Origin of the sequence: Shewanella sp. SG44-2 (genome assembly GCF_014164215.1) — a bacterium.
GTDB classification, from domain to species: Bacteria; Pseudomonadota; Gammaproteobacteria; order Enterobacterales; family Shewanellaceae; genus Shewanella; species Shewanella frigidimarina.
The window spans coordinates 1-25975 of sequence record NZ_JACJEU010000010.1; the positions used below are offsets into that span (position 1 = coordinate 1).

Annotated in this window: 21 protein-coding genes, 1 tRNA gene and 2 pseudogenes; 9 read left to right on the forward strand and 15 right to left on the reverse strand. The window is 41.4% G+C overall.

Annotated elements, in window-relative coordinates; genetic code table 11:
- The first annotated feature begins 109 nt into the window (after nt 1-109).
- Nucleotides 110-445 (forward strand): S41 family peptidase, encoded by a 336-nt coding sequence (locus H5181_RS09745; RefSeq protein WP_310734278.1) that lies wholly within the window; start codon nt 110-112, stop codon nt 443-445.
- A gap of 128 nt (nt 446-573) precedes the next feature.
- Here H5181_RS09745 and H5181_RS20765 read toward each other — a convergent pair.
- Nucleotides 574-903, reverse strand: a pseudogene (locus tag H5181_RS20765) (terminase gpP N-terminus-related DNA-binding protein); the annotation flags it as partial.
- A gap of 680 nt (nt 904-1583) precedes the next feature.
- On the opposite strand from H5181_RS20765, the pseudogene H5181_RS09760 reads away from it, so the two are divergent.
- Nucleotides 1584-1802 (forward strand): annotated as a pseudogene (locus H5181_RS09760) (transposase domain-containing protein); the annotation flags it as partial.
- Nucleotides 1803-1825: 23 nt separating this feature from the next.
- Here H5181_RS09760 and H5181_RS09765 read toward each other — a convergent pair.
- The 7 genes from H5181_RS09765 to rpsU form a co-directional block, all read right to left on the reverse strand.
- A complete protein-coding gene (locus H5181_RS09765; RefSeq protein WP_220491688.1) occupies nt 1826-2689 on the reverse strand; it encodes a hypothetical protein in 864 nt (287 codons plus the stop codon).
- 92 nt (nt 2690-2781) lie between these two features.
- Nucleotides 2782-4131 carry a diguanylate cyclase domain-containing protein gene (locus H5181_RS09770; RefSeq protein WP_182750917.1) on the reverse strand — a complete coding sequence of 450 codons (1350 nt, stop codon included), beginning with the start codon at nt 4129-4131 and terminating at the stop codon, nt 2782-2784.
- Nucleotides 4132-4410: 279 nt separating this feature from the next.
- A tRNA-Ile gene (locus H5181_RS09775) sits at nt 4411-4487 on the reverse strand.
- A gap of 184 nt (nt 4488-4671) precedes the next feature.
- On the reverse strand, nt 4672-6507 hold the full coding sequence (gene rpoD, locus H5181_RS09780) for an RNA polymerase sigma factor RpoD (protein ID WP_101088819.1): 1836 nt from the start codon (nt 6505-6507) through the stop codon (nt 4672-4674).
- A 150-nt stretch (nt 6508-6657) separates the two neighbouring features.
- The gene (gene dnaG, locus H5181_RS09785) at nt 6658-8385 is read right to left on the reverse strand and encodes a DNA primase (protein WP_011638442.1); all 1728 of its coding nucleotides are present in this window, start codon (nt 8383-8385) and stop codon (nt 6658-6660) included.
- Nucleotides 8386-8474: 89 nt separating this feature from the next.
- Entirely contained in the window at nt 8475-8918 is a 444-nt protein-coding gene (locus H5181_RS09790) for a GatB/YqeY domain-containing protein (RefSeq protein WP_123881926.1), read from the reverse strand.
- A 7-nt stretch (nt 8919-8925) separates the two neighbouring features.
- Nucleotides 8926-9141 carry a 30S ribosomal protein S21 gene (gene rpsU, locus H5181_RS09795; protein ID WP_006080725.1) on the reverse strand — a complete coding sequence of 72 codons (216 nt, stop codon included), beginning with the start codon at nt 9139-9141 and terminating at the stop codon, nt 8926-8928.
- A gap of 474 nt (nt 9142-9615) precedes the next feature.
- Between rpsU and tsaD the strand changes: the two genes are divergently transcribed.
- On the forward strand, nt 9616-10632 hold the full coding sequence (tsaD, locus tag H5181_RS09800) for a tRNA (adenosine(37)-N6)-threonylcarbamoyltransferase complex transferase subunit TsaD (protein ID WP_011638440.1): 1017 nt from the start codon (nt 9616-9618) through the stop codon (nt 10630-10632).
- Nucleotides 10633-10710: 78 nt separating this feature from the next.
- Here the strand turns inward: tsaD and plsY are convergent, their stop codons facing one another.
- Nucleotides 10711-11304, reverse strand: coding sequence for a glycerol-3-phosphate 1-O-acyltransferase PlsY (gene plsY, locus H5181_RS09805; protein ID WP_404948501.1), 594 nt, complete (start codon nt 11302-11304; stop codon nt 10711-10713).
- A gap of 279 nt (nt 11305-11583) precedes the next feature.
- On the opposite strand from plsY, the gene folB reads away from it, so the two are divergent.
- From folB to H5181_RS09825, 4 genes are all read left to right on the forward strand, one after another.
- On the forward strand, nt 11584-11937 hold the full coding sequence (folB, locus tag H5181_RS09810) for a dihydroneopterin aldolase (protein WP_011638438.1): 354 nt from the start codon (nt 11584-11586) through the stop codon (nt 11935-11937).
- Nucleotides 11938-11973: 36 nt separating this feature from the next.
- Complete coding sequence (gene folK / locus H5181_RS09815) at nt 11974-12489, forward strand: 2-amino-4-hydroxy-6-hydroxymethyldihydropteridine diphosphokinase (RefSeq protein WP_011638437.1); 516 nt, start codon at nt 11974-11976, stop codon at nt 12487-12489.
- A gap of 34 nt (nt 12490-12523) precedes the next feature.
- Nucleotides 12524-13324 (forward strand): undecaprenyl-diphosphate phosphatase, encoded by an 801-nt coding sequence (locus tag H5181_RS09820; protein ID WP_123881918.1) that lies wholly within the window; start codon nt 12524-12526, stop codon nt 13322-13324.
- Nucleotides 13325-13430: 106 nt separating this feature from the next.
- Nucleotides 13431-14273, forward strand: coding sequence for a putative RNA methyltransferase (locus H5181_RS09825; RefSeq protein WP_182750918.1), 843 nt, complete (start codon nt 13431-13433; stop codon nt 14271-14273).
- 581 nt (nt 14274-14854) lie between these two features.
- On the opposite strand, the gene H5181_RS09830 is transcribed toward H5181_RS09825, so the two are convergent.
- Both H5181_RS09830 and H5181_RS09835 read right to left on the reverse strand, forming a co-directional pair.
- Entirely contained in the window at nt 14855-15121 is a 267-nt protein-coding gene (locus tag H5181_RS09830; RefSeq protein ID WP_011638433.1) for an Lpp/OprI family alanine-zipper lipoprotein, read from the reverse strand.
- Nucleotides 15122-15398: 277 nt separating this feature from the next.
- On the reverse strand, nt 15399-16634 hold the full coding sequence (locus H5181_RS09835; protein WP_102036949.1) for a multifunctional CCA addition/repair protein: 1236 nt from the start codon (nt 16632-16634) through the stop codon (nt 15399-15401).
- Between the two features lie 130 nt (nt 16635-16764).
- Here H5181_RS09835 and H5181_RS09840 point away from each other — a divergent pair, with 130 nt between their 5' ends.
- Both H5181_RS09840 and H5181_RS09845 read left to right on the forward strand, forming a co-directional pair.
- Entirely contained in the window at nt 16765-18438 is a 1674-nt protein-coding gene (locus H5181_RS09840; protein ID WP_182750919.1) for an ExeA family protein, read from the forward strand.
- Nucleotides 18438-19541, forward strand: a complete 1104-nt coding sequence (locus H5181_RS09845; protein ID WP_182750920.1) for a general secretion pathway protein GspB — start codon at nt 18438-18440, stop codon at nt 19539-19541. The genes H5181_RS09840 and H5181_RS09845 overlap by 1 nt, the downstream gene beginning before the upstream one ends.
- Nucleotides 19542-19629: 88 nt before the next feature.
- Here the strand turns inward: H5181_RS09845 and nhaD are convergent, their stop codons facing one another.
- The 4 genes from nhaD to H5181_RS09865 form a co-directional block, all read right to left on the reverse strand.
- Nucleotides 19630-20877 carry a sodium:proton antiporter NhaD gene (gene nhaD / locus H5181_RS09850; protein WP_123776408.1) on the reverse strand — a complete coding sequence of 416 codons (1248 nt, stop codon included), beginning with the start codon at nt 20875-20877 and terminating at the stop codon, nt 19630-19632.
- 324 nt (nt 20878-21201) lie between these two features.
- Entirely contained in the window at nt 21202-22488 is a 1287-nt protein-coding gene (gene hemL / locus H5181_RS09855; protein WP_011638428.1) for a glutamate-1-semialdehyde 2,1-aminomutase, read from the reverse strand.
- Between the two features lie 26 nt (nt 22489-22514).
- Nucleotides 22515-23534, reverse strand: coding sequence for an aspartate carbamoyltransferase (locus H5181_RS09860; RefSeq protein WP_011638427.1), 1020 nt, complete (start codon nt 23532-23534; stop codon nt 22515-22517).
- A gap of 506 nt (nt 23535-24040) precedes the next feature.
- Nucleotides 24041-25765 carry a chloride channel protein gene (locus H5181_RS09865; RefSeq protein ID WP_182750921.1) on the reverse strand — a complete coding sequence of 575 codons (1725 nt, stop codon included), beginning with the start codon at nt 25763-25765 and terminating at the stop codon, nt 24041-24043.
- Nucleotides 25766-25975 lie beyond the last annotated feature (210 nt).

Here is a 25975-nt window from a genome sequence, read left to right on the forward strand (position 1 = left end):
TCTTACCAGCGCAATGGCATCAAGCTTAAACTCTTTTGAATAGGTTTTACGTTTAGTCATTTCAATCTCCAGTTAAATCAATTATGTCTTAACTGGGTTAGTCGTATCAATTAAACCACGTCAAGTTGTCTTAGTGAATGAAAACACGCAAAGTCAAGCTGAGTTTACTGCGATGGCATTTAGGGCGGGTGGAGACACTGCGATAATAGGGAGTAAAACGTCAGGTGCAGATGGCAACATTGTGAGCTTTGCTCTGCCGGGTCTATTAAGGACGACTTTTTCCGGTCTTGGAGTTTATTATCCTGACGGTGGAGAAACTCAAAGAGTAGGTATTATTCCTGATTTAGAGGTGAAGCAAACCATAGAAGGAGTGAAAGAAGGTAGGGATGAGTTAGTGGAAAAGGCTATTGAGGTCATTAGAACTAGGGAAGCTGCGATTAAGTAGTCAGATTCTCCTTACATGAGCCCCAAGGCCATCATTATCGACGTCCTGTGGCTCTATTTTCCTATTTTCAGCTAAAATCGTCTCTATGAGGCTGATTTTTGGAACTTTTTTAGGTCAATTTCCCCATTTTAGGTAGATCTCGCCTGTGCGCTTATTAATTGGTCGACTCCCACTAGGTTCGCCAAGTTGAATAACATCACCAGCTGACTGTCGTTTTTAGCCAGTTCCTTGTACCTGACTTTGACGAAACCAAACTGACATTTAACTATCCTAAATGGATGTTCAACCTTGGCTTGGATACTGGCCTTCAGGTATTCGTAACGGATGGCCAGCTTGTTCTTGCGTGGGAGCTTCTTCAACTCATTCACCTTGTCGGGGCCGTAGCGTTTAATCCAAGCATAAAGACTATGAGTGGTAGTCCCTAAACGCTGAGCAACGTCAGCAACGGAATGACCGGCAACAGTAACTTGCTTAACGGCTTCTTCTTTAAATTCTGGGGTATATCGTTGTCCACTCATAAACATATCTTCTATGCAAAAAGCTTAGGTGAAATTTGTCCATAAGACTCGGGGCAGTCCATATCTAACTAAAAGGTGTCTAGGAAATCAGTGGCGATTCAGTCACTTCACAGTTTTATATCTTTGATAAAACTTAGGACAAAGAATTAGATTAAAGGGTATCACCATACTTTGATACGTGAATTCAAAACGGGGAACTAAAAGTTGAAACTACTTTTCCCTGAAACCACCGAGTAACTCAAATGACAGTGTTGCCGTAGGGCATGAGCGTTCTATCGATACCAACTCTGTCAGATGTGATGGAATTTGCTCATCGAAGTAGGTGCTTCCTAATTTAAGTTCACTTATTGTAGTTAGTGGAATGTCTTTCGATAGCAAAGAAAGGAGCTTAACAAGGTCTTGTGTAACGTCAGCTTCTATAGATTGCCTAAATATCACTGGAATGTCAGGTATCTCTTCAGCTATGCGGTTTGCAAACTCGACAAGCTTCGGTGCGGCAAAGAGGCTTCTTGGTTTTTGCTTCTATTTTTACGCAATACTCTACCTAGAACCTGCCTAAAATAGAGCTCTGTTTTGACTCTGCTCAGGTGACAACATACCTGTAGACGCGGGATGTGAGTGCAGAGCGGGCGGTAAAACCGTTTGTGATAGGCCGAAAGAATTGGTTATTTAGTCAAACGGCTAACGGTGCACATGCCAGCGCCACACTTTACAGCATTGTCGAAACCGCAAAGGTAAATGGTTTAATCCCATTTGATTACATCATGGCTTGCCTTAATGAACTGTGCCAACCAGCACCGGATATCGACAGCCTGTTACCATGGAATTTTAAAAAGTAGGTGTAGTTGCCCAGACGCTTACTTTATTTCTCACTAAGACGTTTAATCATTTGCTCTTGCATTAAGGTGATACTCTCAGCTGTGGCTGACTTTGGGAATAATGGGTTTTTGAGTTTGAAAAAAATTCGCTGACTTAAGTTTGCTCGTTTAAATGCCATATCATGCCTAGGATGGCCATAAAACAAGCGGTCAAATGAGCCATCATTTTTAGCTTTATTGAGACCATACTCCAATCGTTCTGCCAGTTGAGGATTTTGTTTAGAAACAAAAAAATATATAACGGCAGGGTACATCAGCGCTAGTCTAGGTTCATTAATTAACGTCTTTTCTTCACGACTTTGTAGCTCAGAAAATAGCTCGACTATTCCGCGAGGAAAATAATAGCCTGTCTTTTGAGACAAATAGGGATACATTTTATTTTCGGCGACATCACTTACAACTGTAAATCTGTTTAACCTCAATATTGGCGTGTCGGGCCAATCTCTGCCCGATAATGCCGGTATCGCAGCTAAAGCTTTCATTGCTTTTACACTTGGTAAGCCAGCTATATCGCTAAATAAATCGGTATCGTTGGCATTGATTGCGAGTAAACGCAGACCGTACATGCCTTTTGCCAGGGGGAATTTGACAGGTAATAAACTGGCTTCACGACTATAAGATGTCATGGTCCAAAACACATCTATTCTGCCTTTTTGTATCTCACGTACTTGTCGTTTCTGTGAAATATCGATTTCAATAGGTTGTAGCTGATATGGACCAAATTTATCAACAGACTGATCTAGTGCTAATAATAATAATTCAATAAAGTAATTATTATATGGATCAGTGACGACTTTAGTGCCCTCCACATAAGTGACTATTTGTGGCTGCTCGGCACTGTATATCAATGTGCTCATCGTGAGTGTAAAGGTCAGTAGGCTAAACTTTATCAATTGACAAGAAAACCATGAGCAACCAGTTAACAGATAAGGTATGAACATTATTCTTCTCGTTTTTGCTGTTTGTTCAGGTACATCGCTTCATCTGCAAAATGGAGTAAGTCAGATAGTGTACTAGCATCTTGGGGGTAGCGGGCAACCCCCATACTCATGCAAACATCTAATGTAGTATCTTGGTATCGAAACGGTAATTCACACACGTGTTTTTCGAGCTTATTGATGACCCTATTGATACTATCGCGCTCAGTGACTCTCGGCAAAATAATTAAAAACTCATCGCCACCTAAGCGTGCAATTGTATCGGAACTACGTAAAGTGCTGAGTATGCGTTTGGCCACTTCAATTAAAAGTGCATCACCAACAGCGTGGCCATATGTGTCATTAATAATTTTAAATCGATTAAGATCGATACTAATGATACTAAATGAACCTTGCTGCAACTGCTCTAAAATACTCATGGCAAAACGGCGATTGGGTAAATGGGTTAATGCGTCATGCAAAGACGCTCGATTCGCTAATCGATAAGCTTGTAAAATAGCAATAAAACTCAGTAAAAATGAAATGGAGACTGCAAAGCCAATCAAGCGGATCATATTATGCTTTGTCCAAGACGTTATTTCACTCGTTGAGTTTTGCTTCGCTTGCTTTAATCCAATGATCCAACTGCCATTTAAAATATGCACTTCTTCAGTCATTAATGGCTTATCGAAAACGATATCTTTACCATAGAAAATGTCGCCATGGGTGCCTTTGCCATCAACACCTCTGATAGCCAGTTCAAGATTACTGTCTATGTCTTTTATACCGGCATCGAGTAGTAGCGATTCAATATTAATAACCACGCTACAATGGCCCCAATATTGATGATTAAAAGGTGGATCAGAAAAAATGGGCATACGACCAATTATGGCTTTGTTGCCTTGAATCAGTTTAAACGGACCTTGGATAAATATTTTTTGCATTACTCGCGCTTGTTGCACACTATCCCATTGTGCTGGATTGTCTCTAAAATCCAGTCCCATGGCGCGCTCATTGCCTTCTAACGGATAAATAAAGGACAGGACATCATTAGGTGCAACACCTATATTCAGTATGTGTGGTCCTTTATTTTTAAGCTGCATCGCGACCTGCTCCCATTGGGCTAAAGTACTTTCGGGGGCGAAAGTAATTAAGGTCGATAAACTGTCAGATAAAAATACTTCTGAATTTACCAAAGCTTCAATTTTGGCGCGCAGTAAAGATAATCTACCGGATAGATGTTGATAGTTGTCTGCTTCAGCATTGCGTAAATAGTTACTGTGTAAATATTCAATAATCACAAACGAAAAAAGTAAATACCCGATGGTGACTAACAAAAGCATTAATTTAGAGCGGGTAGAATGAATTTGCATAAACAGTTTCTGAAAGTGTTGTACGTCAAGGATAGCCTTTTATTTACATTTATTAAACATTTGTTGGGTGAGTTTTAAGCTGTTAGAAATATTTACGTCAATATAAAGCCGAGCAGAAAGTAGATGTTGATTCTTGATGATATCAATATGGAATGAGTAAATGTTAAAAACTAAAATGCTGTAGTAGGTATTAATCTACAGTTGTTTATCTGATATGTATGGATCTTGTGAATTTTAGGCACAAAAAAAGACGCTAAAGAGCGTCTTGATTCGTTGAATTGGTGGCCCCTCCCAGACTCGAACTGGGGACCTGACGATTATGAGTCGTATGCTCTAACCAACTGAGCTAAGGGGCCGACTTAAGATAGTCGTCACTATCGAAAGCGGGGAAAGTATACGAAGTTTGTTGGCACTTGTCACCCGTGTTTTTAATTGTATTTACTTATCTTGTTTCAATTGGTTATCTGTTAAGCAATTATTGGGTTTTTGGACATAAAAAAACCTGCCGAAGCAGGTTTTTATACTATTTTTTCAGTGAGCTTACTCGTCTAAGAACGACTTTAAGATTTCTGAACGAGAAGGGTGACGTAATTTACGTAACGCTTTGGCTTCAATTTGACGAATACGTTCACGTGTTACATCAAATTGCTTACCCACTTCTTCTAACGTGTGGTCAGTATTCATGTCGATACCAAAACGCATACGCAGTACTTTTGCTTCGCGGGCTGTTAAGCCAGCTAAGACTTCGTGTGTGGCGTTCTTTAGACTTTCGCTAGTTGCTGAATCAAGTGGTAGCTCGAGGGTAGTATCCTCGATAAAATCACCTAAATGCGAATCTTCATCGTCACCGATTGGGGTTTCCATTGAGATTGGCTCTTTAGCGATTTTCAGTACCTTACGAATTTTATCTTCAGGCATCATCATACGTTCTGCTAATTCTTCAGGAGACGGCTCACGGCCCATTTCTTGAAGCATTTGACGAGAAATACGGTTCAACTTGTTAATCGTTTCGATCATGTGTACTGGAATACGGATCGTACGTGCTTGGTCGGCGATTGAACGAGTGATTGCCTGACGGATCCACCACGTTGCATAAGTCGAGAACTTGTAACCACGGCGGTATTCAAACTTATCTACTGCTTTCATCAAACCAATGTTACCTTCTTGGATTAAATCCAAGAACTGTAAACCACGGTTGGTGTACTTTTTGGCAATAGAAATAACCAAACGTAAGTTAGCTTCAACCATTTCTTTTTTCGCACGACGAGCTTTCGCTTCACCGATAGACATACGACGGTTAATGTCTTTAATGCCTGCGATGGTTAAATCTGTTTCAACTTCAATAGCACCAAGTTTGGTCACACAACGCGTTACGTCATCGGTGATCATACGCAAACCTTCAGCGTAAGGCTTAGTGCTTTCTTTTTCTTTGTTAAACCAATCTAAGTTTGTTTCGTTGCCAGTGAAAGCTTTAATAAAGTTTTTCTTTGGCATCTTAGCGTGTTCAACACAAAGCTTAATGACTAGACGTTCTTGAATTCGTACGCGGTCCATCATGTTGCGCATGCTTTTCACTAAACGGTCAAACTGTTTAGGTACTAAACGGAATTCTTTGAATAATTCGCCAATAACAAATAATGAGCCAATCGCTTCAGGGTGATCACGGCCTTTTTCGGCAATAATTCCTAAACTTTTTTCGTAGGCTTCTCTGAGTTGAGTGAATTTTTCTTTGGCTTCTTCAGGATCTGGTCCTTTGTTGCCTTCTTCCTCTTCCTCATCGTCATCATCGTCGTCATCATCGTCATCATCGTTTTTAGAGTCTGCTAATTCTGAACCAACGTTGGTGGCTGTTGGTGCGACGTCATCGTCGTCAGGATTGATAAATCCAGAGATAATATCAGACAAGCGCAATTCTTCAGCTTCATACTTATCGAATTGCTCTAAGATCATTGCGATCGCTTGAGGGTATTCACTGACAGAACTCTGTACAGTGTTGATACCTTCTTCGATACGTTTAGCAATAACAATTTCGCCTTCGCGAGTAAGTAGCTCTACCGTGCCCATTTCGCGCATATACATGCGGACAGGGTCTGTGGTTCGGCCTAACTCACTTTCTACGGTTGCGAGAGCTGCCGCTGCTTCTTCTGCAGCATCTTCGTCTGTGTTGTCTTCCGACATCATCATGTCATCGGCATCTGGCGCTTCTTCAAAAACGCGGATACCCATGTCATTTATCATCTGGATAATATCTTCAATCTGATCGGAATCGACCATGTCTGCAGGTAAGTGGTCGTTCACTTCTGCATAGGTTAAGTAACCTTGCTCTTTACCTTTAGCGAGCAACAGTTTGAGTTGCGACTGCGGAGTGTGATCCATAGATATCATCCAATTTTGGGTAACTGATAAAACGATAGGCCAGTTAGCTGTGCTAAGTGGCGCGCAAATCGTCAATTATAGCTGTGTGGGCTAACCTTAGCTAGTCCATGGCAATGTTTGTACGCACATTCTTCACGAATAAATTGCGTATTACTTCGCTATGCCTTTCATTATAGAAATCAGCTTTGTTAGCTGCATTTTTTCAACTTTCGTTAAAGCCTGTTTTAGGCTTAATTCCTGATATCGTTGTTCAATATATTGGTTGTTTAACCAAATCAGGGTTTGCTTGAACTCTGGCAATACGTTTTCATCCGCCACTTGATGTTCCCATTGGGCTAGCTTTATTAGAGTGCTTTTTTGATTATGCTCTCTATGCATTTCAAGTAGTTGTGCGCTGTTTAACGTCTGCTCTCGAGTTATATCTAACAAATGATTGAGCAATTCTATGCCGGTCATCTGTAATCGATCTAGTGCAGGCTGTTTGGCCAAACCAAAGCCTAAACTTGGGTTTTGGACCAGCAGGGCAATGGCCAATCTTAATGGCGTACCACGACCTTGTAAGCCTTTCGCATTTAATGGTTTTGCCTGTTTTACAGTAAAACCTAATTTTTTCTTTAAATCTTCGCTACTGTTCATGCCTAATTTATGTGCTAAATTTTCTAACAGTAAATTCTGTAGGACGGTATCTTGTACCTTTTCGATTAGCGCAATTGCTTGCTTGGCTAATGCCCCTTTATCGGTACCGTGGTTAGCACTTAATGTGTCAAACAAAAACTCGGGCAGTAACATGGCTTTTTGCATTAAGGCTTCGAATGCTTCTTTGCCAATTTTGCGGACCATAGTGTCAGGGTCTTCACCTTGCGGCAGAAACATAAACTTGACTTGGTCACCCGGTTTTAACAGTGGTAGCGCTGTTTCTAGTGCACGCCAAGCTGCTTCGCGGCCTGCGCGGTCACCGTCATAACAACAAACCACTTGTTTTGCACTACGCACTAAAAGCTGAAATTGTTCAGCTGTAGTCGATGTACCTAGCGATGCAACCGCATAATCAATCCCAAATTGGGCGAGTGCGACGACATCCATATACCCTTCAACAATTAACACATGTTGTGGATCACGGTGTTTTTGTTTTAGCTCATATAAACCATAAAGTTCATTACCCTTATGAAATATGGGCGTTTCTGGAGAATTCAAGTACTTTGGGGTGCCGTCACCCAAAACTCTACCACCAAATCCAACCACACGACCACGACGGTCGCGTATTGGGAACATTAATCTGTCGCGAAAACGGTCGTACCGTTTACCGCTATCATTGGCAATCAACATGCCTGCGGTTAGTAATTTATCTTGGGCGGGCAAATTTTGCCTGTAACGACCCAGTAAACCATCCCAACCATCGGGGGCAAACCCAATACCGAACTGCTCAACAACGTCACTCGATAATCCGCGAAACTCAAGATAATCGACAACTTTTTGTTTGTCTGTATGCTGCCTAAGTTGGCTTTGATAGAAGAGGTTCGCTTCTTCCATCAGTTCGTATAAGTCTCGACTTAATCCTTGATCTGGTCTTTTTCCAGTGCCTTGCTCTCGTGGTACGGCAAGACCAAGTTGACCTGCAAGTTCTTCAATGGCATCAACAAATTCAAGGCGATCATATTCCATGACAAAATCAATAGCATTGCCATGGGCACCGCAACCAAAACAGTGGTAAAACTGTTTGTCTCTGCTGACTGTAAAAGAGGGTGATTTTTCGCTATGAAAAGGACAACAAGCCGAATGGTTCTTACCGGCTTTTTTCAACGGCACTTTACGGTCAATTAGATCGACTATGTCTATTCGAGCTATTAGCTCATTGATAAAATCACGAGGTATCGCCATTGATTGCTGTTGTTCTCGAATTTACTTTATCAACTGATGTAAACAAACAAGCCGTGCAAGTGCACGGCTTATTCAACATTAAAAATTGATTACTTCAACTTAGCGCGGATCATTGTACCAATGGCACTCATATCTGCACGGCCTTGAACTTTAGCTTTTAATGCTCCCATTACTTTACCCATATCCGCCATGGATGCAGCACCAACATCAATAATAGTAGCATCGATAATCGCTGCTACTTCATCTTCTGTTAGCGGCGTAGGCAGAAAATTTTCGATAACTCGAATTTCATCTGCTTCTACAGCTGCCAACTCCGGACGATTCGCTGCTTCATATTGAGCAATCGAATCACGGCGTTGTTTAACCATTTTGGTTAATACAGCTATTGTCTGTTCATCAGTCAGAGTTTCGCGGGTATCCACTTCAATCTGTTTGATGGCAGAAAGTGCCATACGAATTGTTCCTAAGCGCACTTTATCTTTAGCGCGCATGGCATCTTTCATTTGGTCTTTTAGCTGATCGGTTAAGTTCATAATGAGATTAATATAAACGTACGCGACGTGCGTTTTCGCGAGAAAGCTTCTTAGCTAGACGCTTAACTGCAGCTGCTTTTGCACGCTTACGGGCAGTAGTTGGCTTCTCGTAAAATTCACGAGCACGCACGTCAGCTAAAATACCAGCTTTTTCACAAGAGCGCTTGAAACGACGAAGAGCTACGTCGAATGGTTCGTTTTCACGTACTTTAATAATTGGCATACGCCATCACCCCTTAGGTGTAGTTATGTTGGATGATTAAATCGACTAAACATTTTTAGTGACTTCACTCAAACCAAAGGCTATTTAAAATGGTGCGGAATTTTACACCGAGCGGCGACCATTTGTAAACCCCTGATTGATTTTCTCTTCGGGGAAATAGCTCACAGTTTCATTTTTTTAAATTTAATAAAAAACTAGCCGCTATATACCTCATCGCTTAAGTAACAAACTACTGTGCTAATGAGCCAGTCTCATTCAAGAAAACGCAAGGGCCGTATTACGATTACTCCTTGATATGTATATTTTAAATGCATAGTAACTGATTAGAATCTATCTTTAATTCGTGTTTGGCAGATTCAAGCTCTTGAATTGATTACTTACTTATATCGATAGGTATTTAATCGTTAAACATTGGAGTATTTTCGCTGAGACGGGTAGAATTGGCGGCCTTATTTTTAATGAAGACGAGAGATTATGCGGGTTATTGGTATTGAGACATCCTGTGACGAGACTGGAGTAGCAGTATATGACGATAAGTTAGGCTTATTGTCGCATGTGCTATATAGCCAAGTTAAATTGCACGCCGATTATGGTGGTGTTGTGCCTGAGCTTGCCTCTCGTGATCATGTTCGCAAAATTGTGCCATTGATTAAGCAGGCTTTATCAGAAGCTAATTCAAGCCTAAATGATATCGATGGTGTCGCGTATACCAAAGGCCCTGGGCTAATTGGTGCATTGCTTGTTGGTGCTTGTGTGGGACGTTCTTTAGCGTATGCATGGAATAAACCGGCAATCGGTGTGCATCATATGGAAGGGCATTTATTGGCACCCATGCTGGAAGAAAATGCGCCTGAATTTCCTTTTTTAGCCTTGTTAGTGTCTGGCGGCCATTCAATGTTAGTGCAAGTTGAAGGCATTGGACGATATCAAGTGTTAGGTGAATCTGTTGATGATGCTGCTGGCGAAGCTTTTGATAAGACCGCCAAGCTCATGGGCTTAGATTATCCTGGTGGCCCTCGTTTAGCCAAATTAGCTCAAAAAGGCGTGCCTGCAGGATATAAATTTCCGCGGCCAATGACTGATAGACCAGGATTAGACTTTAGTTTTTCAGGATTGAAAACATTTACAGCAAATACTATCGCTGCAGAACCCAATGATGATCAGACTCGTGCCAATATTGCCCGTGCATTTGAAGAAGCTGTTGTTGATACTCTTGCGATAAAATGCAAACGAGCCTTAAAGCAAACTGGTTACACACGTTTGGTGATTGCCGGTGGTGTAAGCGCTAATACCCGTTTACGTGAGTCTTTGGCTGAGATGATGACCAAGTTAGGTGGTCAAGTGTATTATCCTCGCGGAGAGTTTTGTACCGACAATGGTGCCATGATTGCTTATGCTGGTTTACAACGTTTACGTGCAGGACATATTGAGGGGCTAGAAGTTAAGGGGCAGCCTAGATGGCCCTTGGATACGCTGCCCGCAGTAGATTAATTGATGAGTTAGCGTGTTTGAGTTGGCATGATTGCTTTAAGTGATGACTTACTTTCAAGCCACCAAGAAAACCTAATACTATTTGGTATTGGGTTTTTTTATGGATTTTTTTCGTGTGACTTTACTTTCTTCGCCATGACGCAAACGGCCAATATTGTCTTTGTGGCGGATTAAAATAAGGGTTGATAACATCGCAACAGGAAGAATAAAACGTTCGTCTAACCACCAAGTAAAAAAGGGCGCTAAAGTTGCGGTTGCCATAGCGGCTACAGAGGAATAACGCGTTAATAGTAAAAATACAATCCAAGTGAGGATGAGGCATAGCGCTAAATCACCGCCAATGGGGGCCATTGCACCAAAGGCTGTAGCAACACCTTTTCCGCCTTTAAAGCCAAAAAATATTGGGAATATATGCCCTAGGCAGGCGCTGACAGCGATAAAACCTAATGATGCTGCATCAAGTCCCATTTTATAGCCCAAATAAGAAGGCAGGGCGCCTTTGAGCATGTCAAAAAATAACACAAGAGCTGCAGAACTGACTCCACCAATGCGTAACACATTAGTGGCACCGGGATTGCCGGAGCCGTTGGTTCTTGGATCAGGTAAACCTCTTAATTTACAGACCAGTACGGCACTTGAGATCGAACCCGCTAGGTAGGCGGCAATGATCATCAAAATGGTGACTGTAACGGCGTTCAAATTGGTTTCCTTACTCTTCTTAGGGTATCATCGCGCATTCATTTGTGAGACAAGTCATTTTCAGTATCCACTGAAGCTGTCTTCGCGTTAACATTAACCATTTTGTTGATGTTAATTGAACAACAACGCCTATCCTACTGTTTTAATTCATTAGGAAGAAGCTTAAATGTGTTTATTAGGCATATAATCGGTAATAAAGTTTGATTAAGATGAATTTGACGTCTTTTTACATCGATTAAGGTAGGGATTTTTATGGATAAAGTACTCATCCGCCAGTTAGCGATAGAGACCATTATTGGTATCTATGAGTGGGAAAAAAAACTTCATCAAACATTGCTTATCGATTTAGATATGGCCTGGGATAATCGTCTTGCGGCCGCCAGTGATAGTTACGAAAATGCATTGTGTTATGAAACGGTATCAAATCGTTTAACGGCTTTAATTACTGAGAATCCGATTGAATTGATTGAAACGGTCGCTGAAATGATTGCGCATTGTTTGCAAGACGAATTTAATGTGCCTTGGGTTAAAGTGGTTGTGATGAAACCAGGTGCAATACCTCATGCTGTTTCTGTCGGTGTCGAGATCGAACGCGGTAGCATTTAACTGTTATTTTTTTACTGTTTAGCATTAGGTCAGTCAATGGCACGTATTTACATAAGTTTGGGCACTAATATTTCACCAGAGAAACATCTTAAAGCCGGTTTGGTTGATTTACAGCAATGTTTTGGCCCATTACAATTATCACGGGTTTTTGAGAGTGAATCTGTAGGGTTTAAAGGCACTAATTTTTTAAATATGGTGGCCGCGGCTGATACCGATTTGTCAATTGCACAGGTTGTGACGACATTTAAACAAATTGAACAAGACAATGGCCGTATTAGAGGTGAGAAGAAATTCAGCCCAAGGAGCCTTGATATTGATTTGTTGCTGTATGACGATGTTATTTGTGACATCCCCGTTGAATTGCCTCGTGGCGAAATTTTGTTTAATGCGTTTGTATTGTGGCCTTTGGCAGAATTAGTCCCTAATCTGTCTCATCCGGTGACGTTACAAACCTATCAAACACTTTGGCAGAATTATGACAAACAGTGTCAACAATTGTGGCCTATTGTATTTGAGTTCCCACCAGAACTATTACCTACCAACACGTTATAACCAATTGATAAGTTAAACTCTAACAAGGACAAATATGGAAACGTTTCAAGTTATTCTGCTGGCATTAATCCAAGGGCTTACGGAGTTTTTGCCTATTTCTAGCTCGGCACATTTAATTTTACCATCACAAATATTAGGTTGGGCAGATCAAGGTTTATCATTTGATGTGGCAGTTAATACAGGCTCTTTATTTGCCGTGGTCATTTATTTTCGTCATGAGATTGTGGTACTGGCTAAAGCCTGGTTCACCAGCTTAGCTAGCAAGCAACAAACTCAAGAAAGTAAACTCGCCTGGTGGATTATTTTAGCGACTATCCCAGCTGTAATTGTAGGATTTACTGCCAAAGACTTTATTGAAACCCATTTCAGAAATACTTTAGTGATAGCGATAACCACGATTGTTTTTGGTTTATTGTTGTGGGCAGCAGATAGAATGTCAAAAGCACAGTTAACTGAATTTCAAATGGGTTGGAAAAAGGCTTTGCTTATCGGCTTAGCGCAGGCAATGGCATTAATACCTGGCACGTCGCGCTCTGGCGCCACGATGACAGCAGCACTGATGTTAGGGTTAACACGTGATGCAGCTGCTCGTTTTTCATTCCTTATGTCTGTTCCTGTGAGCTTTGGTGCTGCGTTACTGGTGACAAAAGACTTGGTTAGCAGTCCTGCCCCTATTGACTACCAAGCACTTGGTTTAGGGATTGTTGTTTCATTCGTTGCTGCGTATTTATGTATTCATTTCTTTTTAAAATTTATTAGCAAAATAGGCATGACGCCGTTTGTATTATATCGCCTTGCTCTTGGTGCGTTATTGCTTGGATTGCTCTATCTTTAAGATAAGCATTTAAGCGACTTTTGTTTGCATAGCGGGTAGGCTTACCATACTAGGTATTTCTACCCGTTTTTGTTTTACCATCTTTCAATTAACTATCAGTGTAATTATGACTTTATCTTTATTATGTCCAGTGTGTTCAGCTCCACTAAATCAACATCAAGCTTCAGCGGGATTTTATTGCGACAACAAACATCATTTTGATAAACATCCTAATGGTTACTGGCCACTGCTGAGCAACGTAAAAGGCAAGAGTAAGCCGCAAGTGGAGTCTCGCCAGCAAATGCGTGGGCGACATTTTTTATTAGAAACAGGTTTGTTTGCACCGTTAATTAAACAACTTCAAGCAGTACTGCTGGACTTATGTGCTTCTAATAGTGATGCAGAATTACAGCATATCGATTACCAATGCGCTGATGGATATTATTTGCGTCAGCTTGTTCCTGCGCTAGTTGAAGCAAAGGTATCGTGCCAGCACTGGGGCATTACTGATGCTGAAAATGCAATATTTGCAGCGGCAAAATCTGAAACACCGGCGAATTTATTGCTGTTGGCACTAAAAAAATTGCCCTTTGCCTCGCAATCAGTCGATATCGTGACGGTTCTTGATTCACCGTTAAAGGGGAAAGAATGCATTCGGATTTTAAAAGATGATGGTCGAATTGTATTGTTGCAGCCTGGTATTAGGCATTTATGGCAAATTAAACAACAAGTTTATCCAGACTTAGTCGAAAAACCGTTACAGTTAAATTTACCTAATGATGTTGAAATTGATGCTCAGCAACAAGTGGTATTTACTCAATCTGTGACCGGTGAGCAGGCATTAACACTCCTTGATATGTCGGTATTTGGTTGGCGTGCTAATGATCAGCTAAAGCATCAAGTTAAATCGACCGCAATTAGTGAGTTAGAGTTTGATTGGCAGATCATAACGCTCAAAAAACGCTTATAAAAATGTAAAAGCTGATGGAAAGCGATAAGGACGACAATGCGGTGAGAGCGTTAGAGCCTAAGGGCTAGGGCGCTTCGCGGCTAGATGATATACAAGCTAAAATTGGTTGCGAGCGGTGTTAAGCGATGACTAGCGATAAGGACGACAATGCGGTGAGAGCGTTAGAGCCTAAGGGCTAGGGCGCTTCGCGGCTAGATGCTATAAGAGCTGAAATTGGTTGTGAGCGGTGTTAAGCGATGATAAGCGATAAGGACGACAATGCGGTGAGAGTGTTAGAGCCTAAGAGCTAGGACGCTTCGCGGCTAGATACTATAAGAGCTGGTGCTAAGATTTTTGTGAGATTGTTTAGAAAGATTAAATGGTTGAAAAATGCTTAGATTAAAGAGTGAAAAAGCTGGTATGGATAAGCAGTAGGTGTTTAGATTTTTCGCTTGATACCGCTTGATACCGCTTGATACCGTTTTGTAAAACTAGCACAAATAATTAAGGCTTGATGTTGAAGTACTACTGAAAGTAGTTGCATCAACAATCAAGCCCTAATAATCAACCTATGTAAATAAGCTAATTTTTAATAACTATTCTTACTTTTTGTAAGAAGAAGCCATGTTGTCTAAACGGTCGTTAGCACGTTTAGCTTCGGCTTGTGCGTCCATAGAAGCAGCTTTAGCGCCTTTAACATCAGCAGATAGCTTGCTTTGCTCAGACTTTAAAGAACCAACTTGTGCTGATAGTTGATCAACTTTGTTACCTAGGTTTGCTACGCTTTCTTCTAAAGCAGTAGTGTTAGCACAACCACCTAATAAAGCAGTCATCGCAACACCAGCAATCATCAGTACTTTCTTGTTCATGGGTAAATCCCTTAATATATAGGTTGTTAAATAGTGCAACGGCATGTGCCTTTGCAACGGCGTAATTATGTCACAGATTTTTTTATTTGCTATAGGCAAATATAAGAATGTTTATTTAAAATAGCGAAATAAATGAAAATTGCAAGTCTACTGGGCTAAAAGCATCATTAATTGCCGAATTTATATAAATCTTAGTGATTTATTGCTAATTCCCTGTTAAAAATTGCTTTTTTCCGCTTTTTTTCATAAAAGCCTAAATAGGTAATGTCTAATGTAGCTATTTGCTGTCAATGTATTGTATTTTATAGTGATTAATCGTTTCAGCTCGCTTTATCTGAAGTTGGCTTTTAATTTGTGCTCCTTGATAACCCGCTGCAATAATCGATTGCACATCGACGTTACTGGCTAACGCATAGCAATGTTGTAAATATTCGGCTTGTGGATAGGGTGCTTGTTCAAATCCAGTTCGCCCTCTTAAGTCGCCATGACAACATAATAATAACTCTGTTAAGCGTTGTGGTTTTCGCCAAAAATCACCTTTATCAAATAGTTTGACGATGGTCTCTGCTCTTAGTTCAAACGCATTATGAATATTTTGGTGTTGGTCACTGACTAATAAAGCTAAATCACGGTATTCGTTTGGCACTCTAATTCGTGCGCAAAGCTTTTTAATGACCGGCAAGCCTTTTTGGCCGTGACCATGATGCTTAGGCCACTCTTGTTCTGGGGTTAACGCTTTCCCTAAGTCGTGAACCAGCGCGGCAAAACGTACCGCTTTATTGTCACTTAACAGACTAGTTTGCTCGAGAACCATGAGGGTGTGAATGCCAGTGTCTATTTCAGGATGCCATTTTTCAGGTTGCGGCACCCCAAACAACGCATCAACTTCAGGAAATAATACGATTAATGCTTGGCATTGCTTTAACACATCGAAGAAAACCTGCGGACTTTGGCTGCTTAATGCTTTATCACATTCTTGCCATACGCGTTCTGGGGTGAGGTGATCCAATTCACCACTATTAGCTATGTCGGTCATTAACTGTAAGGTTTCAGGTGCAATAGTAAACCCTAAGTGATGAAATCGAGCTGCAAAACGGGCCACACGTAACACGCGTAAAGGATCTTCAGTAAAGGCATCTGACACATGGCGAAGTATTTTAGCGTTAATATCTGCGATACCGTGGAACGGGTCCGTCAATGTGCCGTGCTCATCTTGTGCGATGGCATTAATGGTTAAATCACGGCGTAATAAGTCTTCGGTGAGGGTGACATCTTTGTTGGCATCACAACTAAAACCTTGATAGCCATAACCGGTTTTCCGTTCTGTTCTAGCTAGTGCATATTCTTGCTGAGTTTTAGGGTGTAAAAAAACAGGGAAGTCTTTACCGACTTGCTGATAACCCAATGCGAGCATTTCTTCTACGCTGCTGCCAACAACCACATAATCTTTATCAACGACAGTTTGTTTAAGAAGGGTATCGCGTACGGCCCCACCTACTAAATAAATCTTCATGGCGTATCACAACGTGTAATAATAAGTAGCTTAAATCTTATCAGAGTTAGATTTTTACGGCTAACTTTTGACAAGCTGTCATACAAGCATTAACGTGAGCCGTCAGTTTCAAATAAGGATTTTTGGTCGAATGTATAAAGCCTTCTATGGATTAAACGATAACCCATTTTCTATCGCGCCTAACCCTCATTATATGTTCTTAAGTGACCGTCATCGTGAGGCGTTGGCTCATTTAACCTACGGCCTTGGTGAAACCGGTGGTTTTGTATTATTAACGGGTGAAGTCGGCACTGGAAAAACCACTGTTTCTCGCTGTTTATTACAACAAATCCCCGATAATACCGATACCGCGTTTATTCTTAATCCATCATTGACTGAGCTTGAACTCTTGGCCACGCTATGTGATGAGCTAGAAATTAAGTATGGTGATAATCCGACGTTAAAGCAGCTGACAGATTTAATCAGCATGTACTTACTGAATAATCACAAAAATGGTCGTAATACGGTGCTGATTATTGATGAAGCACAGCATCTGCGTTCTGAAGTATTAGAACAGCTGCGTTTGTTGACCAATTTAGAAACTAATACCAAAAAACTGCTGCAAGTGATTTTGATTGGCCAGCCCGAATTACAACAACTGCTAAAGCGCCAAGACTTACGTCAGTTAGCGCAGCGGATCACTGCTCGCTATCATTTACTGCCGCTAAATAAAGATGAAATTGCTTTATATGTGCTGCATCGTTTGCAAGTGGCTGGTAGGCATGAGCCTTTATTTACGCGTAAAGCGATAAACGCGTTGCATAAACATTCTGGCGGTATTCCGCGTTTAACCAACTTATTATGTGAACGTGCATTAATGGCTGGTTATGGGCAAGCTAAGGTTCCGATCGATCATAAAATGGTTAATCAAGCGGCTGTCGAAGTATTGGGTGATATTGATGTACCTGGCGATAAACGCTGGCCATTTATTGCCGCTACAGCGTTAGTGCTCGCTTTTGGTTTATCATTCTATCTGTTTAATCGCTCAGCCATTGAAAACAATATGAGTGCCAATGCGGCGATAGCAGATGTTCAAGCGCAATTTAGCCTAGTCAATCAAACGCCTGCATCTATTCCAAGTCAGATAAACCAAGCTGCACAAACTCAGCCTCAGCAAGTTCAAGTAGCAACTCCAGTTGCCAATGCACAACAACAAATTATGCGTCAAGCCATGCTACAAAGTAGTAGCATTGACAATGCCTTTGCCGGATTATTCGGCTTGTGGAATAAACAACCTATTATCGGCTTGTCTGCTTGTCAGGCGGCACAACAACAAGATTTAGCCTGTTACCAGCAACAAGGTAATTGGCACAGTATTATGCGCCTTAATTACCCTGCGGTTGCTTACTTGCAAGACGCACAAGCGAACGTATTTTATGGTGTAATTGTTGAGCGTCAAGCCGAGCAGATCCTACTGCAATTAGGCGAGCAACAGTTTTGGGTGAATAAAGATTGGTTTGATCGCCACTTTAGCGGCACCTTCGAAATTTTGTGGCAACCAGACAGTATCTTACCGCGAGAAATTGGCCAGTCTTCTAGTGTGGCGCAAGTACAATGGCTTGAAAATAGCTTAGCGTTAGTTAACAAAAGACGTGCACGACTACTGACACAGTTTGATAGTGAATTAGAGCAACAATTAATGACTTTTCAACGTCAACATGGTTTAAAACCAGACGGTATAGCAGGCAATCAGACTTTGGTGCAACTTAACTTATATTTGAGCCAGCAAGGCCCACGTTTAAGTGCCTCTGAGGTGCGCAGTTAATGTCAATTTTATTAGATGCGGTTAACCGTAAAAAGCAGCAACAAGGTGATGTTGTCGATATTATGTCGACGCAGCCGCCTCAATATACATCGCAATCTAACAGCTCAAATAAGTTGAATAAGTATAGTCTATTGGCCGTAGCCATTGCCTTGGGTATTGGCGCTGCATGGGGTATGAGTGTGCTATTACAGTCACCATCAACATCGTTAACGACAGTCCAATCCAGTGGCTCTAATGCACTGCAAGCTGTCACGGCCCCTGTCACTGTTACGTCAAATAAAGCAGCTGAAGCATCGACCGTTAAAAAATATGAACCCGCAGTGCAAAGTAACGATGATATTCGTTTAGCGGGTAAGGTGGCATTGCCTATTGCCAAACCGTTCAATACGAATGTAATGAACACGCAAGCAGCAAGTTATAATAACAATGGTTACGCTGAGTCTTCTGGTGTGAATGAATTATACCTGCAAGAAAATGATGGACAGCGCAGTTTTCAACAAGCTAACTCTCAACAATTCAACTCTCAGCAAACCGGTTCTGAACAGGTTAATTATCAAAGTGAGCAAGATAGCAGAGTTGATGAATATCAAACACAAGAGAACAATCGTCAACAGGCACAGCTGCGAGAAGCGATTGTATTGGGTGCTAAAGCTAATCGCCGAGGTTTAGCTGAGCTTGAAGCATTGCGCTTGCAAGTGAATGCTGCCGCAGAAGACGTCGATTTCGCCTCTGTTAAAGCACCATCAATTAAAGAGCAGAGTAATTTGATTGCTGCGTTTGAAACTGCGCTTAAAGACGTTGAATATGAACAGTCGGCTAATCAACAAGTGACGTCAACAAAATTGGATCCTATTCCTCGACCTTCCAATCAGCAAATCCCTAAGTATGGTGACTTACCCGCGAGCGTGCAGTTACAAGTACCCGAGTTTAATATTAATGCCCATGTATATTCGACAGAACCAAGTAACCGTTGGTTAAGTGTCGATGGGGTTGAATTACAGCAGGGCGATATGATTAAGAATAAGCTGACGATTGTAGAAATTCGACCACGAGATATCGTACTAGAAATTGACGGCGAGCAATTTAGAGTGCCAGCAATTTAGAGCGGTTTAACGTTAAGTCTATGTTGGCATGTAACAGACAAAACAAAGGCGCTATTAGCGCCTTTGTTTTATTTGAAAAATCGTAATATTAGCCGTGAATGTTATTGGCTAAAAACAGCGTTAATCCATAGCCTATGCAGTAGCATAATAATAACGCTGGAACATATTTTAAGTAGCTTACAAATGTTAGTTCTTCAACTTTACTCATCGCGATGATGCCTGACGCCGAGCCGATGATTAATAACGATCCGCCTACACCAACCGAATAAGTTAAGCCTAACCATTGTGCTGTTGTCAGTACGGGATCTGCTTTTAATAATGCTGCGGTTAGTGGCACGTTGTCTAATAATGCAGAACCGACACCGGTAAAGAAGTTAGAAATGCTTGGGTTATACATGCCATAGACTTCAGTTAATAGGTTAAGCGTACCAATCTCTTTAAGCATACCAACCAGTAACAAGATACCTAAGAAGAACAGTAGGGTGTCGAACTCAACTTGGCGAATGTATTCTAATACCTGAACTTCTTCGGTTTTACTCTTGTTAGTGCGACCCACCAAGAACATTACCGATAAGCCAAATAAGAAAGTTAATACAGGAGGAACGCCAAATAGCACGTTAAGTACCATGGTTAATACGATGGTGGTGAAGAAAATTACTCCGATGACAATATCAACGGTATTGTAATTTTGCTCAATTGGAGTCGTACTCACATGACCTTCAGCTTTGAGAGAAAACAATATTGCTAGGAGCATGACGCTAATGCCTGCAGGAATAAACAGGATTAACAACTCAGAAATATGCACTTTACCGGCAAGGAAAATCATCAAAGTAGTGACATCGCCTGTGATTAAAGCAACCCCGCCAGAGTTCACCGCAAAGATAATTAACACTGCCATACGGCGACGCATTTGTTTGTCTAAATTAAAGGTTGTTAGTAAACCTAATGACACGAGGGTGGCAGTCACGTTGTCACAAAAAGTCGACAGCACTAACGAAAACATCCCCACTTGGATCATCAACATGCGAACCGACACTTGCTGTGGAAATATTTTTTGCACCAATACTTGGATCATGCCTTTAGCATTTAGGTAAGCAACAAAGGTCATAGTTGACATTAAAAACAGCCATAACGTGGCAATTTCTAATAAGTTTTCATTAAGATTTTCACCCACGAGTTTACTTTTTTCTGGGCTGCCAGAAGCAATAAACAAGGTGATCCAAGCTATACAGCCAAGGAACAAGGTGGTTTTGGCTTTATTAATATGGGTAACTTCTTCGAGCACGATACTTAACAGCGCAAGCACTGCAAGTGAGATGAGAAAGGTATGTAGCATGACTGCAATTCCAACTTTGTGTTGTAGGTAATCAACATCATTACCATGAATTTTTGCTAACCTAATTCAGTCTTTATTTTAAGGTTGAATTAAGCTTTCCGTTTGGCGGGGCGATCACATCACACCACGGGCGTTTTCGCAATATAGATCACAGTTTTTTTCGTTAATTATCGACCAAAGTCGTGGATAAAATAATGAACTCGGAGAAAGGGGATAGAAATTTGTTAACACAAATAAAAATAGGATAAACAACTTAGTTATTTATCCTATTTTTGTTACCAACAGTTTGCTTAACCTAAAATGAGGTTAAGCGATGAAGTTGATTTATTTCATTGCCGCAAAAATGCGATCAACAGCAGCTAAAGTATATTCAATTTCAGCATCACCATGAGCCATAGACATGAAGCCTGCTTCATAAGCACTTGGCGCTAAATAAATACCTTCATCTAACATGGCATGGTAGAAATGACGGAAATGCTCCATGTTGCATTTTGTGACTTGGGCAAACGAGGTCATTGGCGTGTTATCTTCAGTAAAGAAGAAACCAAACATGCCACCCACATAAGTAATATTTAATGGAATACCATGTTTGTCTGCTGCGGCTTTAAAGCCTTCTGCAACTCGCTTTGTTTTGTCAGCTAGTGCTTCATATAAACCGGGTTCACACAATGCATCCATTTGCGCTAAGCCTGCCGACATCGCAATAGGATTACCAGATAACGTACCCGCTTGATAGACAGGACCTGTCGGTGCGATAAATTGCATAACATCTTTACGGCCACCAAATGCGCCCACAGGCATGCCGCCGCCAATCACTTTACCTAGTGTGGTTAAGTCTGGCGTTACACCGTAGTGACCTTGTGCGCCGCTCATAGATACACGGAAGCCGGTCATCACTTCATCAATAATCAGTAACGCACCGAATTCATCACAAATTGTACGTAAACCTTGTAAAAACCCTTCCACTGGTGGAATACAGTTCATGTTGCCGGCAACAGGCTCAAGGATGATACAAGCGATACTTTCAGGATTCTGTTCAAATATAGCGCGGACAGAATCAAGGTCGTTATAGGTTGCAGTTAAGGTGTGTTTAGCAAAATCTTCAGGAATGCCAGGAGAGCTTGGTTGTCCTAACGTTAGTGCACCAGAACCTGCTTTTACTAATAAGCAGTCAGCATGACCATGGTAGCAACCTTCAAATTTTAAAATGTTGTCACGGTTAGTAAAACCACGGGCTAAACGAATTGCACTCATGGTGGCTTCAGTGCCTGAACTGACCATACGAACTTGTTCTATTGATGGCACCATCGAAATGACTTTTTCAGCCATTTTCACTTCAAGTTCAGTCGGCGCACCAAATGACAAGCCATTATCAACCGCGTCTAATACCGCTTGGCGAATTTTAGGGTGGTTATGGCCTAAAATCATCGGTCCCCATGAACCTACATAATCGATGTACTTTTTACCATCGGCATCAAAAATATAAGCGCCATCAGCTTTTTCAATGAACAAAGGTGAACCACCGACACCATTAAAGGCGCGTACAGGTGAATTAACGCCACCAGGAATGGTTTTTTTAGCCTGTTCAAATAAAACTTCGGAACGGGTCATGTCTAATCCTTAATATTATGTGCCAATTATCTATCGGCTTTACGTGAATACCAGTTTACTGGGCACTCATACTTTTCGAGTTGGTTTGCAACTCCAAGTGTTAATGCAAAAAGTGCCATACGTATAAGTAAGCCGTTGTCGGCTTGTCTAAAAATAGCCAAACTTGGATGGCTGTTTAAATCATTGTCGAGTTCATTTGCTTGTGCGCGTGAATCACGAGGTAATGGATGCATAATCACCGTATTTGATTTGCAATGCTGCGTATAAATATTGTGATTTAAGCGAAACTTACCACGGTATTTATTGGCTTCTTCCTGTGACGGAAAGCGCTCTTCTTGAATACGGGTAAGATATAAAATATCCGCATTATGTAAATTACCTTCAAGTTGTTCGGTTATTGTGATCTTATGGCCAGCATTTTCAATGTCGGCGATCACATAGTCAGGCATTGCTAGCTCACTTGGCGATATCAATGTGAACTTAATGTCCTTATGCATACAAAGTAAGCGAGAAAGTGAATGCACAGTGCGACCATATTTTAAGTCACCCACCATGGCAATATGCATACCATCGATACCCATACCTGAATGGCTTAATTCTTTTTTGATGGTAAACAAGTCCAGCAAGGCTTGAGTTGGATGTTCATTTGGCCCATCACCGCCGTTGATCACTGGCACTCGACTGCCTTCAGCAAACTCTTTGACGGAGTAGGCATCTGGATGACGCATAGCAATCACATCAGAATAGGTCGAGAGCACTCGGGCGGTATCGTAAAGCGACTCGCCTTTAGATAATGACGATGATGCCATTCCTGTGGTTTCTCTTACATGTCCGCCAAGTAAATTGAAGGCACAGCCAAAGCTGACACGAGTTCGGGTGCTGGGTTCAAAAAACAGATTGCCTAAAATGGCACCTTCCAACACTTTGGTGCGTTTTTCACGCAAAGCATAAGGGGTCATTTTGTTAGCGACGTTGAAAATAGTGTTAATCGAATCCAGATCTAACTGGTTTACTGAAAGGATATGTGAACCTTCGAACTGTGTCATCAGCCTGATTTCCAAAGTTTGGGGGCAAAATATTCACCAGAACAGCATGCTATTTTACCGTATTATTATATAGAGTGTTATAGAGATTATGTGTAGGGTGGCTGAGGCAAAATTGTAGCAGAAAATAACCACCAGATAAATATAATAACCGTGCTGAACTTTGAGATTCACTTGCTGCTATGAAGAACATTCAGAGGGTTTTAGTTTATATTTTAACTGAATTGAGTTGCTCGACTTTATGATTAATTTAGCAGCTGAATGAGCAGCATACTTACAGACCTCTCAAGCTTCATAGCGCTAATGTAGCCTCTTTTTGGGTAACTTAACGTTTCTTGACACGCTTATTATCCCAATATTTAAGCATTCTAGTTTTCTTGTAAAATAACCTGCTATCAAGGTGTTAATGTGTCTTGCTAGCCAATAGGCCTATTTTATAAATAGATAGATTGAATTGGTTTATTCCATTCGGTATCTCAGTGAGAGGTTATACCGAGGATCGGTTGGGACTATACCTGACCTGAGCGAATTTCTTGAAGTAAATTAGCCCAACTTATTACCCCAACCACTTTTTGATTCGTGCCTCGATAGATATACACTTCGCCGGAGCGTTTCGCGACCAGTGCTTCATAGGCTTCATTTAAGGTGGCAGTGTCAGGTAACCCCGGCATAGGAAGACGTGATAGCGTGGTCGAATCTTCAAAGGACTGCATTTCAAGGCGCAGCATTTCAATTTCTCCCTCAGCATTACGCACTAGTACTGGGCGACCTGCTGCCCGTTTTAGTACTTCAAGTAGCAGTTCATCATCATCATTCACAATGACAAATCGCTTATCCATTAACACTCTAACACCTTTCTTTTGCAACCCTTGATTAAGCGGAGCGACTTTGTAACCAAGCCCCATAATATCTAGTTGTTTTAGTAAGATAGAGTTAGTGTTAAATCCTTGATACGCGACCAAAAATGCTGGAATGGTGACAAACATGGCCGGTAAAATAATCGAAGCATCGTTGGTTAATTCAAGAAGTGCTACTAATGCTGCTAGGGGGGCACTCAAGCAAACCCCCATCATCGCCGTCATCCCAATCACGGTATATAACCCAACATAAGGCGCAATTGACGGAAATATTAAGCTACTGACTAGAGCTAGAATTGCTCCGATTAATGCGCCAATACCATAGAGAGGGCCGATGAGTCCGCCAGGTACGCCAAAGCCAATAGCCGCAATGGTCGCCAACATTTTTGCTAATAACAGCGCGATTAAAAACAGTAAACTAGGATGCTCACTAATGGCTTCATTAATGGCGAAATCGCCTGAGCCTAATGCCTGTGGCATGACTAAACCAACTAGCGTTGTGACTACTGCAGCAATGAGTAGTCGATAAATTAATGGCCAGTGCTGGCCTGTCGCAGTAACTTTCATCAGTGAAAAGTTAAATAGGGCAGCGACACATCCCAGCGCAAGCCCGCCAATGAGTAAAATGGGATAATGATCGAGCGGAATATGGATCACATTGATCAAATCGTATTCGTGAATATTACCAAACACAAGTTGGCTTGATACCGCGCCGCAAATGGCAGATAGCATGATAGGGAAGAAGTAATGAATTTTGTACTCTCGTACAATGACTTCAAATACAAACAAAACCGCAGCAAGTGGTGCGTTAAAGGTGGCGGCAATACCGGCGGCAATACCGCTAGCACACATAATGCGTACGCTATTGTCTGGTAATGAAAACTTCTCAGCCATAACACTGGCGCTCACCGCGCCTAAGTGAATTGCAGGGCCTTCTTTTCCGACAGAGAAATTGGTCATCAGCGCGATTAATGCTTGGAAAAACTGTCCAGCAGCTGATTGAAGCGGTACCTTACCGTAGTGCAATTTAAATCGATGCAATACATAAGCAATGCCCATGCGCCTGTATCGCTTTGATCCCAACAATGACAGCAACCAAATAAGCAATGCACCAATTAAAGGTAAGTAAGATCGCCAATCGCTTAAGGTTGAGCTAAAGCTCATGGAATCTGCATGCAGGTATTGTTCTGCCCACACCAAGCTTAACCGGAATAAGATGATCACTAGTGAGGCAATGATGGCAAACAACAGTGCGAGTGCACAAAGTTGCACACTAATTTTAGCCTGAGATAACTTATCTCTAAATTCGTTACGTAGATATTTGCGCGTAGCTCTTTTTGCGTGAATAATAGCGGCTTTATTTATCTTAAATTGCACGGTTTGACTCTAAGGTCTGTGGATATTTTAGGGTTGTCTTTGGCAGTTGTTTATTGATTGGCCGATAACGCGTATGTGTCATGTTATTACTCTCCATCAATTTGCACTAACGCCTTTTAACAGGTCAAAGTACTGCCTGCGCATGTTTTTTTAGCTCTTTACGTTGGCTGGCAAAGCTTTATTTGGCAAGCAAATTATTATCATTAGCAC

Coding starts and splice junctions, on each gene's coding strand:
- H5181_RS09770 (WP_182750917.1), bottom strand. CDS start 4,131: ATGCAAATTCATTCTACCCGCTCTAAATTAATGCTTTTGTTAGTCACC.
- rpoD (WP_101088819.1), bottom strand. CDS start 6,507: ATGGATCACACTCCGCAGTCGCAACTCAAACTGTTGCTCGCTAAAGGT.
- dnaG (WP_011638442.1), bottom strand. CDS start 8,385: ATGGCGATACCTCGTGATTTTATCAATGAGCTAATAGCTCGAATAGAC.
- H5181_RS09790 (WP_123881926.1), bottom strand. CDS start 8,918: ATGAACTTAACCGATCAGCTAAAAGACCAAATGAAAGATGCCATGCGC.
- rpsU (WP_006080725.1), bottom strand. CDS start 9,141: ATGCCAATTATTAAAGTACGTGAAAACGAACCATTCGACGTAGCTCTT.
- tsaD (WP_011638440.1), top strand. CDS start 9,616: ATGCGGGTTATTGGTATTGAGACATCCTGTGACGAGACTGGAGTAGCA.
- plsY (WP_404948501.1), bottom strand. CDS start 11,304: ATGATCATTGCCGCCTACCTAGCGGGTTCGATCTCAAGTGCCGTACTG.
- folB (WP_011638438.1), top strand. CDS start 11,584: ATGGATAAAGTACTCATCCGCCAGTTAGCGATAGAGACCATTATTGGT.
- folK (WP_011638437.1), top strand. CDS start 11,974: ATGGCACGTATTTACATAAGTTTGGGCACTAATATTTCACCAGAGAAA.
- H5181_RS09820 (WP_123881918.1), top strand. CDS start 12,524: ATGGAAACGTTTCAAGTTATTCTGCTGGCATTAATCCAAGGGCTTACG.
- H5181_RS09825 (WP_182750918.1), top strand. CDS start 13,431: ATGACTTTATCTTTATTATGTCCAGTGTGTTCAGCTCCACTAAATCAA.
- H5181_RS09830 (WP_011638433.1), bottom strand. CDS start 15,121: ATGAACAAGAAAGTACTGATGATTGCTGGTGTTGCGATGACTGCTTTA.
- H5181_RS09835 (WP_102036949.1), bottom strand. CDS start 16,634: ATGAAGATTTATTTAGTAGGTGGGGCCGTACGCGATACCCTTCTTAAA.
- H5181_RS09840 (WP_182750919.1), top strand. CDS start 16,765: ATGTATAAAGCCTTCTATGGATTAAACGATAACCCATTTTCTATCGCG.
- H5181_RS09845 (WP_182750920.1), top strand. CDS start 18,438: ATGTCAATTTTATTAGATGCGGTTAACCGTAAAAAGCAGCAACAAGGT.
- nhaD (WP_123776408.1), bottom strand. CDS start 20,877: ATGCTACATACCTTTCTCATCTCACTTGCAGTGCTTGCGCTGTTAAGT.
- hemL (WP_011638428.1), bottom strand. CDS start 22,488: ATGACCCGTTCCGAAGTTTTATTTGAACAGGCTAAAAAAACCATTCCT.
- H5181_RS09860 (WP_011638427.1), bottom strand. CDS start 23,534: ATGACACAGTTCGAAGGTTCACATATCCTTTCAGTAAACCAGTTAGAT.